The sequence below is a fragment of the Bacillus sp. 275 genome (genome assembly GCF_001999205.1).
In the GTDB taxonomy this organism is placed as follows: Bacteria; Bacillota; Bacilli; order Bacillales; family Bacillaceae; genus Bacillus; species Bacillus velezensis.
Genome location: NZ_CP019626.1, coordinates 343,813 through 357,266 on the forward strand (window position 1 = coordinate 343,813; position 13,454 = coordinate 357,266).

Annotated in this window: 18 protein-coding genes; all 18 read right to left on the reverse strand. The window is 45.5% G+C overall.

The window, feature by feature from the left end; genetic code table 11:
- Positions 1 to 10: 10 nt before the first annotated feature.
- From flhB to fliG, 18 genes are read right to left on the reverse strand one after another with little or no spacing between them, the layout of a single operon-like run.
- Positions 11 to 1,090, reverse strand: coding sequence for a flagellar biosynthesis protein FlhB (gene flhB, locus BZ167_RS01210; protein WP_007409787.1), 1,080 nt, complete (start codon positions 1,088 to 1,090; stop codon positions 11 to 13).
- The gene (fliR, locus tag BZ167_RS01215; protein ID WP_012117557.1) at positions 1,090 to 1,869 is read right to left on the reverse strand and encodes a flagellar biosynthetic protein FliR; all 780 of its coding nucleotides are present in this window, start codon (positions 1,867 to 1,869) and stop codon (positions 1,090 to 1,092) included. Before fliR ends, flhB begins: the two co-directional genes overlap by 1 nt.
- A 6-nt stretch (positions 1,870 to 1,875) precedes the next feature.
- On the reverse strand, positions 1,876 to 2,145 hold the full coding sequence (gene fliQ, locus BZ167_RS01220) for a flagellar biosynthesis protein FliQ (protein WP_003154234.1): 270 nt from the start codon (positions 2,143 to 2,145) through the stop codon (positions 1,876 to 1,878).
- A gap of 14 nt (positions 2,146 to 2,159) precedes the next feature.
- Entirely contained in the window at positions 2,160 to 2,825 is a 666-nt protein-coding gene (fliP, locus tag BZ167_RS01225; protein WP_007409786.1) for a flagellar type III secretion system pore protein FliP, read from the reverse strand.
- Positions 2,818 to 3,471 carry a flagella biosynthesis regulatory protein FliZ gene (fliZ, locus tag BZ167_RS01230; protein WP_020955822.1) on the reverse strand — a complete coding sequence of 218 codons (654 nt, stop codon included), beginning with the start codon at positions 3,469 to 3,471 and terminating at the stop codon, positions 2,818 to 2,820. The genes fliP and fliZ overlap by 8 nt, the downstream gene beginning before the upstream one ends.
- A 14-nt stretch (positions 3,472 to 3,485) precedes the next feature.
- Entirely contained in the window at positions 3,486 to 3,848 is a 363-nt protein-coding gene (gene cheY / locus BZ167_RS01235) for a chemotaxis protein CheY (protein ID WP_003154238.1), read from the reverse strand.
- A 26-nt stretch (positions 3,849 to 3,874) separates the two neighbouring features.
- The gene (gene fliY, locus BZ167_RS01240) at positions 3,875 to 5,011 is read right to left on the reverse strand and encodes a flagellar motor switch phosphatase FliY (protein WP_060675467.1); all 1,137 of its coding nucleotides are present in this window, start codon (positions 5,009 to 5,011) and stop codon (positions 3,875 to 3,877) included.
- Positions 5,001 to 5,999, reverse strand: coding sequence for a flagellar motor switch protein FliM (gene fliM, locus BZ167_RS01245; protein ID WP_003154240.1), 999 nt, complete (start codon positions 5,997 to 5,999; stop codon positions 5,001 to 5,003). The genes fliY and fliM overlap by 11 nt, the downstream gene beginning before the upstream one ends.
- A 33-nt stretch (positions 6,000 to 6,032) precedes the next feature.
- On the reverse strand, positions 6,033 to 6,452 hold the full coding sequence (fliL, locus tag BZ167_RS01250) for a flagellar basal body-associated protein FliL (protein WP_014417773.1): 420 nt from the start codon (positions 6,450 to 6,452) through the stop codon (positions 6,033 to 6,035).
- Positions 6,449 to 6,664 carry a swarming motility protein SwrD gene (locus BZ167_RS01255; RefSeq protein ID WP_003154243.1) on the reverse strand — a complete coding sequence of 72 codons (216 nt, stop codon included), beginning with the start codon at positions 6,662 to 6,664 and terminating at the stop codon, positions 6,449 to 6,451. The genes fliL and BZ167_RS01255 overlap by 4 nt, the downstream gene beginning before the upstream one ends.
- A gap of 39 nt (positions 6,665 to 6,703) precedes the next feature.
- Positions 6,704 to 7,480, reverse strand: a complete 777-nt coding sequence (gene flgG / locus BZ167_RS01260; RefSeq protein ID WP_007409783.1) for a flagellar basal body rod protein FlgG — start codon at positions 7,478 to 7,480, stop codon at positions 6,704 to 6,706.
- A gap of 24 nt (positions 7,481 to 7,504) precedes the next feature.
- Positions 7,505 to 7,945 (reverse strand): flagellar hook assembly protein FlgD, encoded by a 441-nt coding sequence (gene flgD, locus BZ167_RS01265; protein ID WP_015239855.1) that lies wholly within the window; start codon positions 7,943 to 7,945, stop codon positions 7,505 to 7,507.
- The gene (locus BZ167_RS01270; RefSeq protein WP_061861458.1) at positions 7,946 to 9,289 is read right to left on the reverse strand and encodes a flagellar hook-length control protein FliK; all 1,344 of its coding nucleotides are present in this window, start codon (positions 9,287 to 9,289) and stop codon (positions 7,946 to 7,948) included.
- Between the two features lie 6 nt (positions 9,290 to 9,295).
- A complete protein-coding gene (locus BZ167_RS01275) occupies positions 9,296 to 9,910 on the reverse strand; it encodes a MotE family protein (protein WP_015417468.1) in 615 nt (204 codons plus the stop codon).
- Positions 9,911 to 9,921: 11 nt separating this feature from the next.
- Positions 9,922 to 10,365, reverse strand: a complete 444-nt coding sequence (gene fliJ, locus BZ167_RS01280; protein WP_032874893.1) for a flagellar export protein FliJ — start codon at positions 10,363 to 10,365, stop codon at positions 9,922 to 9,924.
- 5 nt (positions 10,366 to 10,370) lie between these two features.
- Positions 10,371 to 11,687 (reverse strand): flagellar protein export ATPase FliI, encoded by a 1,317-nt coding sequence (fliI, locus tag BZ167_RS01285; RefSeq protein WP_015417467.1) that lies wholly within the window; start codon positions 11,685 to 11,687, stop codon positions 10,371 to 10,373.
- A complete protein-coding gene (fliH, locus tag BZ167_RS01290; protein ID WP_060675466.1) occupies positions 11,684 to 12,439 on the reverse strand; it encodes a flagellar assembly protein FliH in 756 nt (251 codons plus the stop codon). The genes fliI and fliH overlap by 4 nt, the downstream gene beginning before the upstream one ends.
- Complete coding sequence (fliG, locus tag BZ167_RS01295; protein ID WP_003154256.1) at positions 12,432 to 13,448, reverse strand: flagellar motor switch protein FliG; 1,017 nt, start codon at positions 13,446 to 13,448, stop codon at positions 12,432 to 12,434. Before fliG ends, fliH begins: the two co-directional genes overlap by 8 nt.
- Between the last annotated feature and the right edge of the window lie 6 nt (positions 13,449 to 13,454).

Genomic DNA, 13,454 nt, shown 5'->3' on the forward strand with positions numbered 1-13,454 from the left:
CTGAAATTCACTATACTTTTTGTTTCGTTTTATATACATAAGCCAAAATTTCCGCAATGACTTTGAAAAACTCTTCCGGCACGGCCTGGTCAATGTCAACCTGATCATATAACGCACGCGCGAGCGGCCTGTTTTCAATCGTCATGACATCGTGTTCTTTGGCGATCTGCCTGATTTTTAATGCGAGATGGTCGACCCCTTTGGCAACAATGTAAGGAGCGTCCATTTTCTTTTCATCATATTTTAAAGCTATCGCATAATGGGTCGGGTTGGTAATGATGACATCCGCTTTCGGTACTTCCTGCATCATCCGCCTCATCGCCATTTCCCGTTGCTTCTGCTTAATCTTGGACTTGATAATCGGATCACCCTCCGATTTTTTGTATTCATCTTTTATATCCTGTTTTGACATTCTGATATTTTTCTCATAATCAAAACGCTGATATAAGTAATCAAGCCCGGCCAGCAGCATTAAAGCCCCTGATCCCGCAAGCCCCATCCAAAGAGTGAGCTTGGAAACGAAAGTGAGCACTTCCGCAGGAGTCAAAAGCGGAAGGCGGAGAATATCGCCATAATGCAGCCAGAGCACCATAAAGGCGGCAAAACCGACCACAGTAATCTTCAAAATGGATTTGACCAGTTCAACAATCGCCCTCATGCTGTAAATCCGCTTAAATCCTTTCAGCGGGCTGAGCTTATTCAAGTCAGGCTTGAGGACTTCCGCAGAAAACAGAAAACCCACCTGCATGTAATTGCTCACGACACCCGCCACAAGCGCGACCAGCATAATCGGCGCGAGAATCAGGCTGATATCTTTCACCGTATCCACGAACAGTTCATGCACGGCAGATGCTGACAGATGTAAAGATATCGATTTCGTATAAAACGTTTTAATAAAGGACAGCAGCCTGTCCCGCATATAAGGACCGAGCGCGATCAGCGAAAGAAAGATAATCAGTAAAGAAACGGCTGTATTCACATCCGTACTTTTCGCGACCTGTCCTTTCTTTCTTGTATCCTTCCGTTTTTTCGGCGTGGCTTTCTCCGTTTTTTCACCGGCAAAGAATTGCAGATTCAGTCTGAGCCTCATCATGTCACACCGACCAATGCCAATAGATTCCGCATGGTTTCAACGGTAAGGCTGAAGATGTTGCGGACAACGACAAACATCACCGCCATACAAACGATCAGCATAATAAAGCTCACGGCTATTTTCAGAGGAAGCCCGACAACGAAAACATTCAGCTGCGGCACCGTTCTCGCCACGATACCGAGCGCCAAATCAACTAAAAACAGACTGGCCACAACCGGCGCAGACATTTGAAAAGCGATAATAAACATGGCATTGAAGCTTTTTGCGATAAAAAGTCCAAAGTGATCATTTCCAAACGACGGAAATGCCTGATCAAGCGGGATATACTGAAAGCTGTAATAAATCCCGTCCAATAAAAGATAATGGGCGTTTATGCTGAGCATAAATAACAGCGCCAGCGTATAAACGAATTGTCCGATCAGCGGGCTTTGCGTTCCTGATTGCGGATCAATGACATTGGCGATGGAAAAGCCCATCTGAAAATCAATAAAGGAACCTGCTATCTGAATGGCTGTCATCATCATGAAAGCGATCAGCCCGAGGCTCAAGCCCACAACGGCCTCTTTTATGACAAGCAGCATATACTGTTCCCCTATTTCTATTTCCGGCGCATGTTTCAGCGTGCTGAAGCAGATCACCGAAAGAAAAAAAGCAAAGCCGATTCGGTGAACCGCCGGCAGATTCCGATGTCCGAACACCGGCACCGTTACAAAAAAAGCAGAGATTCTGATAAAGACCAATAAAAAAGCGGGAAATAAATCAATGATGGAATTCATTTGATTCTACCCTGCAAATCGGTTCAGATGAGAAAACAGATCAGTTGTGAACGAAAGAATCGTCGACAGCATCCAAGGACCGAAAAAGATCAGTCCAAGCATCACCGCCACGATTTTCGGAATGAACGCAAGCGTCTGTTCCTGGATTTGAGTTGTCGCTTGAAAGATACTGACGAGCAAACCGACAATCAGCGCGATCGCAAGCAGCGGCCCGCTGATCATTAGTGTTACATATACGGCTTTTTCCGCCATGGAAATTACAAATTCTGAACTCACAATTAGCACCTACCCTAAAAGCTGTCAAGCAAAGATTTCACGATTAAATACCATCCATCGACCAAAACGAAAAGCAATATTTTAAAGGGCAGAGAGATCATAACCGGCGGTAGCATCATCATTCCCATTGACATTAAGACGCTCGCCACGACCATATCGATAATTAAAAACGGAATAAAAATCATAAAGCCCATTTGAAAAGCGGTTTTGAGTTCTGATATCGCATAAGCGGGCACCATCGTCGTCAAAGGAATATCCTGAATCGATTCAGGTTTTTTCATTTTGGCATAGTTCATAAACAGCGCCAGATCCTTCTGCCTTGTATGCTTGCTCATATACTCTTTAATCGGCTTCTCGGCTTTTGTATATGCTTCATCGAGACTGATTTTATTGTCCATCAGCGGCGTTAAGGCTTCCTTATTAATCTCTGAAAAAGTCGGCGCCATAATAAAAAACGTCAAAAACAGCGCAAGGCCGATTAAAACCTGGTTGGGAGGCATGTTCTGCGTCGCCAGTGAGGTTCTCACAAAAGACAGGACGATGACGATTCTCGTAAAGCAGGTCATCAAAATCAGAATCCCCGGCGCCACTGAAAAGACAGTCAAAAGCAGCAGTAATTTAACAGTGGAGCTGACTTCGGTCGGACTGCTTGAATTAAAAAGATTAATAAATTCATTCATGATGATAAGGGCCTTTCTTCTTTCCTTCAGAACGGCTTTGTTTCAGCTCGTTCAGCTGTTCTTTCAGCGCTTTTGAAAACGACGGAAGCATCGTTTGCGGCTTTTTTTCTCCATCCTTACGCCGATTTACGAGCTTGGTCCATTCCACTTTTGAAGACATCGACTCTTCGTATTGGCTCAGAATCGCCTCGCGCTCTTTTTCATCTTCAATTTCTTTTAAAAGCTGTATCGTTTCGCCCACACCGACTACGAGAACACTGTTTCCCACTTTAATCAGCTGCACGGAACGGTTTTGGCCGACTGACGTTCCGCCGATATTTTCTACATATTGAAACGGCTTCAGCAGACGGTTTCTTCTATTCATCAGTTTGACAAATCCATAGATCAGCAGAATGACGAATAATAACGCCCCAATCATCTTTACAAAATCAAAAGCGGAGACAGAAGATGCAGAAGCATCCCCTATCTCTTGATCAGCCGTTTGTTTCGATGTATCGCTTTTTTTCTCTGTTTTGTTTGTTGATTGTTTGTCAAACCATTCGTTGACGGTGGAATTGTCAGACTCCGCCGCAAAAGCAGGGAACGGATGTACATTGAGTAAAACGAAACAACAAATCAAAGCTAGTAAACCATGACTCTTTTTCAACAGTCGTACACCCTTTAGCTTAATGTTTTATTAATAGCTTCAAGCACGCGGTCCGCTTGGAACGGTTTCACGATAAAGTCTTTTGCGCCGGCTTGAATCGCGTCAATAACCATTGACTGCTGGCCCATAGCCGAACACATGATGATTTTCGCCTGCGGATCGATTTGTTTAATTTCCTTTAAAGCTGTAATCCCGTCCATTTCAGGCATTGTAATATCCATTGTCACAAGGTCGGGGGAATGCTCTTTGAATTTTTCGACTGCCTGCGCTCCGTCTGAAGCTTCAGCTACAACGTCAAAACCGTTCTTCACTAAAATATCTTTGATCATCATTCTCATAAATGCTGCATCGTCTACAATTAAAATTCTGTGTGCCATAATCTGTTTCTCTCCTCTATGTTCGCTTATTTTAAATTGTTAAGGCGGTCTGCCTGACTTAAAATATCAGTGACTCTCACGCCGAAGTTTTCTTCTATGACAACGACCTCGCCCTTTGCCACGATCCGCTGGTTGACCAGAATGTCAACAGGTTCACCAGCCAGCTTGTCAAGCTCAATAATGCTTCCCGCAGAAAGTTCAAGGATTTCTTTGACGCTTCTCTTCGTTCTGCCGAGCTCAACCGTAACGGAAAGCGGAATATCCATCAGCATATCAAGGTTATTCCTTGATCCTTGCGCCGCTTCGTTATGATCAAACGCCTGGAATTCTACCGGAGCGACTTGAACAGGAGCAGCTTTTTTTGCGGTTCCCTGTCTCTTCGGAGGCTCGGGTTTTGCCTGCGGCTCCGGCTGCATGGCAGGTTCCGGCTGCGGCGTTTCGTATGTTTGCTGAGGTTCTGATACAGTTTCTGCGGCCTCTGACTCATGCTGGTCTGCAGTCATCAGGTCTGCGATCAGATCTTTCGCAAACGTAATCGGATAAAGCTGCATGATGCTCGAATCGATTAATTCGCCGACTTTCAGACGGAATGACACTTTTACGAGCAGGTCATCCTCAGGTATTCTGTCGGTCCCTTTTTCTTCCGTCACATCCAGAAGTTCAACCCTTGGCGGAGAAATGTCAATCTTTTTACTGAACACGGTCGACATTGACGTAGCAGCCGAGCCCATCATTTGATTCATTGCTTCCTGCACGGCGCTCAGGTGGATTTCACCGAGTGACGGATCGGCGCCCCGGCCGTCCCCGCCGATCATCAAATCCGCGATGATGGCCGCGTCGCTTTGTTCGACGACGAGCAAATTGCTGCCGTCAAAGCCTTCTGTGTAGTTCACTTCAATGGCAACATACGGATGAGGAAATTCATCACTGATTTTGCTTTTTGAAATGACGGTCACACTCGGTGTCGTAATGTCCACTTTTTGATTTAAAAGAGTGGACAGCGCCGTAGCCGAGCTGCCGAACGAAATATTCCCGATTTCTCCGATCGCATCGCGCTCAAGTTCAGACAAGTTCGCCCCTTGAGGCTGTTCTGTATCCTCTGACTGACTGCTTGTGCCGTTAAGAAGAGCATCGATTTCATCTTGAGATAATCTATTGTTCATCTTGTTCACCTCTTATGTCGTGATCTAAAATTTGCACTGCCTGTCTTCGATTCACCCGGCCGGCCTGCCCTAAAAACTTCGGTTTGTTTCCGACCAATACAGTAAGAGGATCAGTCACTGATTTGTCCAGAGTTATACAGTCCCCGACTTCCAAACTTAAAAATTCTTCTATTGTCAGTTCAGAAGCGCCCAAGAGAGCCACAACGGGAATTTGAGCCGTCATGATGCGCTTTTCAAGCAACTTCGTTTCTTCGGGCTTCGCTTCATTCCGGTCTGATTGCATCCAATAATGTACGGAAAGCTTAGGGATAATCGGCTCAAGTACGACATGGGGAATACAAAGATTAATGACACCGCTGATTTCACCTATCTGCGTATTGAGAGAAATGACAACGACTGTTTCATTTGGGGAAACCATCTGTACAAACTGAGGATTCACTTCAAATTCAGTCATTTCAGGGTCAATATCAGCAATCGATTGCCACGCTTCTTTGTAGTTGCCCAGTGCATTTTCAAATAAGTTAGAAATAATATTCGTTTCAATTTCCGTAAGGCTGTCAGCTTTGTTATGAGTGATGCCGATGCCTCCCATGACGCGGTCAAGCATTGCGTATGCGATGGTGGGATTAACCTCCATCATGATTCTGCCTTCCATCGGATGAACATCGAATAAATTTAAAATCGTCATGTTCGGTATGGATCGGATAAATTCTTCATACGGCACCTGGTCAACTGAGCTGACGGATATATGAATATACGTTCTGAGCTTGGCGGAAAAGTGTGTTGTGAGAAGCCTCGCAAAGTTATCATGTATCCGGGTTAAACTGCGTATCTGATCTTTCGAGAATCTGAGAGCCCGTTTAAAATCATATACCTTTACTTTTTTCTCTTTAACTTCCTTTTTCAGCTCTTCCGCATCCGCCTCACCCGTGGAAATGGCGGAAAGCAGTGCGTCTATTTCATTTTGGGAGAGAACTTCTCCTGACATTTTCTTCACCTCCGTATTCTGTCAAATTTGTTTTTATTGCAGATTAAAGGAGGTAATGTACACTTTCTGAACTTTTCCTTCTTGGAGATAGCTGTTTACTTTCTCTTTTAATGATTGTTTAAACGCTTCTCTTCCTTTATCTCCCTCAATCTCTCCGGCGCTTGTGTCAGCTAAAATGGAAATGATGTTGTCTTTCACCTGAAAATCGCGTTTTTCAAGTTCTTCCTTCGCTTTAGCCGAGTCGGTTTCAAGCTTGATGCCGATACGGATGATGCTGTCAGACTTTAAGTTTGTCGTGATATCGTCGACAGACACAGTGGCTGCAACGACTTCGTCAATTGTCGGCTTTTTATCTTTGCCGGAATTTCCGCTGACGACAAAATAAGCTGCCGTTCCGAGGCCGGCAATGACAATTAAAATAATCAGCAAAATGATGACTAATTTTTTCTTCATTCTTCTTCCTCTATTCCCTGATCCAGTGAAAATATTTGTATGCTATGGTAAAACGATATGACTTTTTTGAGAACTGCTTCTTCCGGTTCTTTCACTACGAACTTTTTGCCGTTGGACAGTGTAATCGTCGTGTCGGGGAAGCACTCAATCTGTTCGATAAACAGCGCGTTCAGCGTAAAAGGCTGGCCGTTTAAACGGGTGACTTGAATCATGCAATCCGGAGAAGCGGCCTAACCGCCTCTCCTCCCTCCTTACCGTTTCAGATTAACCAGCTCCTGAAGGATTTCATCTGAAGTCGTAATGATTTTTGAGTTTGATTGGAAACCGCGCTGAGCAACGATCATTTCGGTAAATTCATCTGTCAGATCTACGTTTGACATTTCAAGATAGCCTGCCAAAAGCTTACCCGTTCCGTTTTCGCCCGGAGTGGTGACTGCGCTTGCAGCTCCTGAACTTAATGATTCTCTGTAAAGGTTGCCTCCGATTTTTTCCAGACCGGCGCTGTTAGGGAACGTGACCAGACCGATTTGTCCGGCATCATGAACCTCATCCCCTGCATCAGTGTATGTAACGGTTCCGTCTGCACCGATGCTGTAATCTTTCGCATCAGTCGGAATATTGATTTTGCCGCCGCCGATTTTTTCAAGATAGTACCCGTCAGTCGTAACAAGGTTCCCTTGATTGTCCTTTCCGAAATTCCCCGCACGTGTGTAAACAATCCCCGCACCTGTATTAATCTGAAAGTAGCCGTCTCCGTCAATGGCTAGGTCGGTTTTATTCTGTGTAGCCTGCGGGGCGCCGGTTGAATGAACAACATCAATGGAAGAAGTCGCGGCACCCAAGCCGATTTGTTTTGAATTGGTCACGTTTGAACCGCCGGCGACTGTCTGGCTGATCATATCTTTAAATGTAACGCGGCTTTTCTTAAATCCCACTGTGTTGACGTTGGCGATGTTATTGCCGATTACATCTAGTTTTGTCTGAAAGTTTTTCATGCCGCTGATACCGGAATATAATGAACGTAACATGTTAAATTCCCCCTGAGTTTCTTATTATTTAGATGTTTCGCTGACGGCCGTGACATTCCACGGACTGACCTCTTTGCCGTTTTCAAGCACGAGCACGTAATTGCCGTTTGAATGCTTGACTGAATTGACCGGGCTTGTCTGATCCTTCCCGTCGCTGTCGCTGAATGTGACATTTTTGCCGATCCAGTTCACATACATCGTAAACGGATCTTGATTTTCTACAAATTTAGTCATCGTCGTATTCATATTCATCATTTGCTCCAATGAAGAAAATGTCGCCATCTGGCTGATGAATTCTTTGTCATCAACCGGATTGAGCGGGTCCTGGTTTTGAACCTGTGTCATTAAGATCTTCAGAAATTCGTCTTTCCCTAAATTCGTGCTGCTGTTTACTGCGGCGGTGCTCTTCGCGCTTGAAGTGGTTGAAGCGCCCGCCGCGGCATAATCCGAGTTTACTGATGTCAACTATTCTTCCTCCATTTCATTGAGAGAAAGCTCCTCCAGCATATCTCCGAAATCGCCTGACTGCTGCTGGTTCTTCTGCTCTCTCTGTCCCTGATGCTGCTGTTTATTGTGATCGGCCGTCTGCCCGTAAACAGGCTGCTGATCCCCGCTTTGAAGCGGGACTGTAAAACGGTCGACCTGGACCGCCATATTCGGAAGCGACTGTTTCAGCTGAGGAAGATGCTGTTCCAGCAGCTCTTTCGCGGACTGGCTGGATGCGATTATTTTGCTTTGAAACATCCCGTTTTCGTTTGTCACCTTAATTGTGACAAATCCGAGGTTTTCGGGATTAAGACGAATCGTAAAGCTTCCGGTTGTTTTCCCGAAAGGCGTGTATTTCATCTGTTTCCAGCCGCTTATGACCTGATCCGTTAACGGTTTATTTTCTGCCGGCTGCTGTTCAGCTCCTGCGGACGTTTGCTGAATGCCGGCAAGGCTTCTCGTTCCCGACAACAGTATATGTGCAGACAATTTGCTGTCAGACGCCTTTGCGTGAGAAACCGTGCCGCCGTTTTGCTGTTCTGTTTTCCCGGCTGACTCTTGGGATGATTCAGATGATTGAGATAACACAAAAGCTTTCAGCTCAGTTTCAGCCATATCCCATTCCTTTGTTCCCTTTTGAGAAAGGCCCGCAAGCTGCTCCGCGACGCTTTGAAAGCTCTTCAGCTCAGCGGCTGTCATGGAGTAAAGTTTAGATGCAGATTCGTTTTTCGGAAAAAATGTCTGCCGCAGGTCTTGAATCACGCGGTCTGGGACACCTTGTTTTTTCAATGCCTCTAATAAACGGGCGCCTTCCTGGTAAACCGCCTTTGCCTGCGCGCTGTCCGGCAGTTCCTGCTGAGATGTGAAGAGCTGGGATACAGCTTCTTGAATGAAAAGCAGCCCCTTCTCAAGCGCATCCTTGACGGAATCCCCGTCTTTTGCGTAAGAATCCGGCTCATCCGTTTCAGGCTTCGCTCCATGCTGTTTTCCCGCTAACATGTCTTCAACAGATTCGGCAAGCTGTTTCAATAAAGGAAGAGCTGTTTCAGCCGTCTGCTTTCCTTCAAGAGCTTTTACCGCCTCAAGCAGCTGTTTTAGCTGCAATTCTTTATCTTCCGGGCCGGCTTTCAGCCAATCACCGATTTTCGATAAGGCATCATTCAGCTCTGCGTCACTTGTTTTTGTTTCATCTCCGGGCTGCCGGGGAGAAGTGATTTCCGACAGGAGCCAGTTCTGAAATAGACCTAAGCTGTTTACATTCATCTTCACATTGCTGTTTTGCACAGTCTGCGTACGATTACCCGTTAATTCAAGCAGCTTCAACTTACATCACTCCTTATTTCCGTCAGCGGATAGTTTTTCTGTATATTTAGCCGCTTGTTCAGGAGTCATTTTCGTCAAGATTTCAGCAAGCTGCTTTTTACTTAATCCGTTTAAAATATCGAGGGCTTCTTTTTCTTTCAGCTTTACGATAATGCTTGCCGCTTTACCGCTGTCCATACTTTTATAGATGTTGATCATTTTATCTTTTCCGGCTGAATCCGCAGCGTCTTTTTTCGTTTCATCCGTCTTCGTTTTCTGCTGCTGTTCAGCTTCCTGTTTCAGTGAACGGATTTTCTGATTCAGATTATCGATTTCGGACTTGCTTGTGTCTAAATCTTTATTCAAAATGTTAATTTCACTTTTTTGTTCCTTTATGGTCTTTTCAAGAGAAGCCGTTCTGTCTGCCTTCTGCTTTTCCGCCGCGCTTTTCATTTCTTTCGTTTCGGGAACCAATTCTTTTAAAACAGGCGTTTTAGCGGCTGTTTCCTGAATCGGCTTCATCACATCAACGCCGGCAGCCCAAAGGATGATGCTTGCGACGATGATCAGAAAAATCAGCGGGATCATGATAAAAAGCAGGATTGAACCGAACTTTCCAGATCTCTTTTCTTTATCGGCCATTTCATTCGCTCCTAATGCCCCTGAATCATAAACTGCTTGATTGAAATGTCGTCCATTTCCCTCATCTCTGCAGCTTTGTCTTCAAGTGCGAACATATTAAATTGTTTTTCCCGCATTTTTTCAAATTTCTTTACTTCAATGTTTTTTTCGGTGAGCTGTTCCTGCTTCTCATTCATTTCATTTCGTTTCATGATGACAAGCTTTTGATAATGATAGATGGTGTTCTCAAGATTGGAAACGAAGTGCTGATAATGTCTCATTTCCTGAACGCTCATCCCGCATTTCAGCTTTGATTCTTTGTCTTTTTCGAGCAATTCTTTTTTGCTCATATTTTCATATAGTTTTTCAGCCACTGTCTCAAATTCAGAAACCGATTGTCTGTATTCAGTCAATGTTTGGTCTTTTTCATTTTCTTTTAATTCCAGCAGCTTTTGAAATCTGAATTGGTATGCCACGATGTTTATTCCTCTTTTCCTGTCAGACTCGTCAATGCCGCAATGCTGTCTTCCAATTGAGCAGGTTCTTCCGTTCCTTGTTTTAAAAATTGAATAAGCTGCGGATAAAACTGAATCGCTTCATCAATTTCTCTTGATGATCCTCTTTTGTAAGCTCCGATATTAATGAGATCTTCAGAGTTTTGATAAGTTGACAGAAGATCGCGGAATTTGTTGGCCGCCTCTTTGTGCGCTGTGTCTGAAATATTAGACATGACCCTGCTGATGCTTTTCAGGATGTTCACGGCCGGGAACTGCCCTTTGTTGGCAAGCGCCCGATCGAGAACGATATGCCCGTCTAATATTCCGCGCACCGTATCGGCAATCGGTTCGTTCATGTCATCTCCGTCTACGAGAACCGTATAAAAAGCGGTTATCGTTCCTTGTTCATTCGCGCCCGTTCTTTCCAGCAAACGGGGCAAAATAGCGAACACAGAAGGTGTATATCCTTTTGTTGTCGGCGGTTCTCCCGCTGCCAGGCCGATTTCCCGCTGAGCCATCGCGACCCTCGTGACAGAGTCCATCATGAACATCACATTCCGGCCTTTATCGCGGAAGTACTCTGCAATGGCGGTGGCCGTATACGCCGCTTTCAAACGCATTAAGGCAGGCTGATCAGAGGTCGCGACTACGACTATCGAGCGTTTCAGGCCTTCTTCGCCTAAATCCTTCTCGATGAATTCACGCACCTCGCGCCCCCGTTCCCCGACGAGTGCGATAATGTTTAAATCAGCTTCAGTCTGCTTCGCGATCATTCCCATCAGGGTGCTTTTTCCGACTCCGCTTCCGGCAAAAATCCCGATTCTCTGCCCTTTTCCTACCGTCAGCAGACTGTCAATCGATCTGACGCCGACACCCATCTTTTCCCGTATCGGCGGGCGTTTCATCGGGTTTGGCGGCGGCTGTTCCGTCGAAACGGGGGACAAACCTTTCGGGAGCGCCCGGCCGTCAAGAGGTTCGCCGAACGCGTCGACAACTTGTCCGATTAAACCCGCGCCTACTTTGATGCGGAGCGACTCCCCAGTGGCCTCCACAATGCTGCCCGGCGCGATGCTGGCCGCTTCCAGATAAGGCATTAACAGAATGTTTTCATCTTGGAAGCCTACAACCTCAGCTTTAATCGCTTTTTTCGCATGGCCTTTCGGATAAATGAGACAAACATCTCCGATTGAGCTTTCGGGCCCTTTTGATTCAATCATCAGCCCGATGACCCGTTTAACCTTGCCGTAGCGCTTGTACGGATCCGCTGTTTCAATTGAGTCTATTAAATACTGTGTCTTCATTGCTCCGCTCCCGCCTCAAGCGCCGTTAAAAGCTTTTGCTTTAATTGCATCAGCTGGGTGTCTATGCCTGCATCAACACGTCCGAACGGAGTTTCTATCGAGCACGTTCCCTTCGCGGCTTTTTCATCGGCATATAAGCTTAATCTGCATTCTTTGTATAACAGCTGCTGAATTTCGTCCATATGCTGATGAACCGTCTCATAATATTCAGGGTCCACATAGATGGAGATGTCATCATAATCTTTCACTTCGGCTACTACCTGTTTGACCAGCAGAAGGAAAGCCTCTTTATCATCACTTTTTTGCCGCCATACTTTTTTAGCGAGCGCAACGGAAAGCTCAATGATTTCTTCCTCAGCGCTTTCCAGTTTTTCCTCGACTGACTGTCTCGCCATTTCCATAACGGCATTGGCCCGGCTGATGAGATTGGCGTATTCAGCTTGAGCCTCGGCTTTTCCCAATGCCATGCCTTCTTCATATCCTTCTGCCTTTGCTTCTTCTATCAATCTTTGTTTTTCTTCCGCCCAGCGGTTTTTCGCTTCTTCAATCTGCAGAAGAGTGTGCTCTAATTGATTTTTCGCTTCTTCAGACACCCTGTCGGCTTCTGCTTTGGCAAAAGCCATGAGAGCCTCCGGATTTTCGGGTTCCTCCCGGTCTGGATGGGAATGTGTTTTCCTGACTTCCTGCAAGGAAAGCTTGCGCCGTTTTTGTTCAGGAGAAAATGATGATTGCTGTTTAATGATATTAGACAATAATATCGTCTCCTCCGCCTCGCGCGATTACAATTTCTCCGGCTTCTTCCAGCTTGCGGACAACGCCCACGATTCTTGATTGCGCCTCTTCCACATCACGCAAACGCACAGGCCCCATAATTTCCATTTCCTCTTTAAACGTTTCAACCATACGCTGTGACATATTGCTGAAGACGATTTCTTTGACTTCCTCGCTCGCAACCTTCAATGAAAGCAGGAGGTCGTCGTTTTCAACGTCTCTGATCACGCGCTGAATCGCACGGTTATCAAGGGTGACAATATCTTCAAAGACAAACATCCGTTTTTTGATTTCATCCGCCAACTCAGGATCTTGGATTTCTAATGAATCAAGGATCGTTTTTTCCGTTCCTCTGTCTACGCCGTTTAACACTTCAACAACGGCTTCTATGCCGCCGGTCTGCGTATAATCCTGCGTAAAGGAGGAGGACAGCTTTTGTTCAAGGACCCGCTCCACTTCATTTATGATTTCAGGAGACGTTCTGTCCATAACCGCAATCCTTCTTGCCACCTCAGCCTGAACGTCCGGGTTCAGCTCAGACAAAATCTGTCCGGCCTGCACCGGGTCAAGGTAGGATAAAATCAGCGCCATCGTTTGCGGATGTTCCTGCTGAATGAAATTTAAAATCTGTTCGGGCTCCGCTTTTCTCGCGAAATCAAACGGCTTTACCTGCAAAGAAGAGGTGAGCCTGTTTAAAATGCTTACCGCTTTATCTTCACCTAGCGCTTTTTCAAGCACTTGGCGGGCGTAATTTAAACCGCCTTGTGAAATATAGTCCTGAGCGATTGCGATGTTATGAAATTCTTCAATGATTTCATCTTTTCTTTGATGATCGACGCTTCTGACTCCCGAAATCTCGAGTGTCAATCTTTCAATTTCTTCTTCAGACAAATGCTTGTACACAGAAGCTGATACATCAAGGCCTAAGGAAATCATGAGGATGGCTGCTTTTTGTTTTCCTGTAAGCTTGTTCTGATCACGTTTCGCCATTTTCCA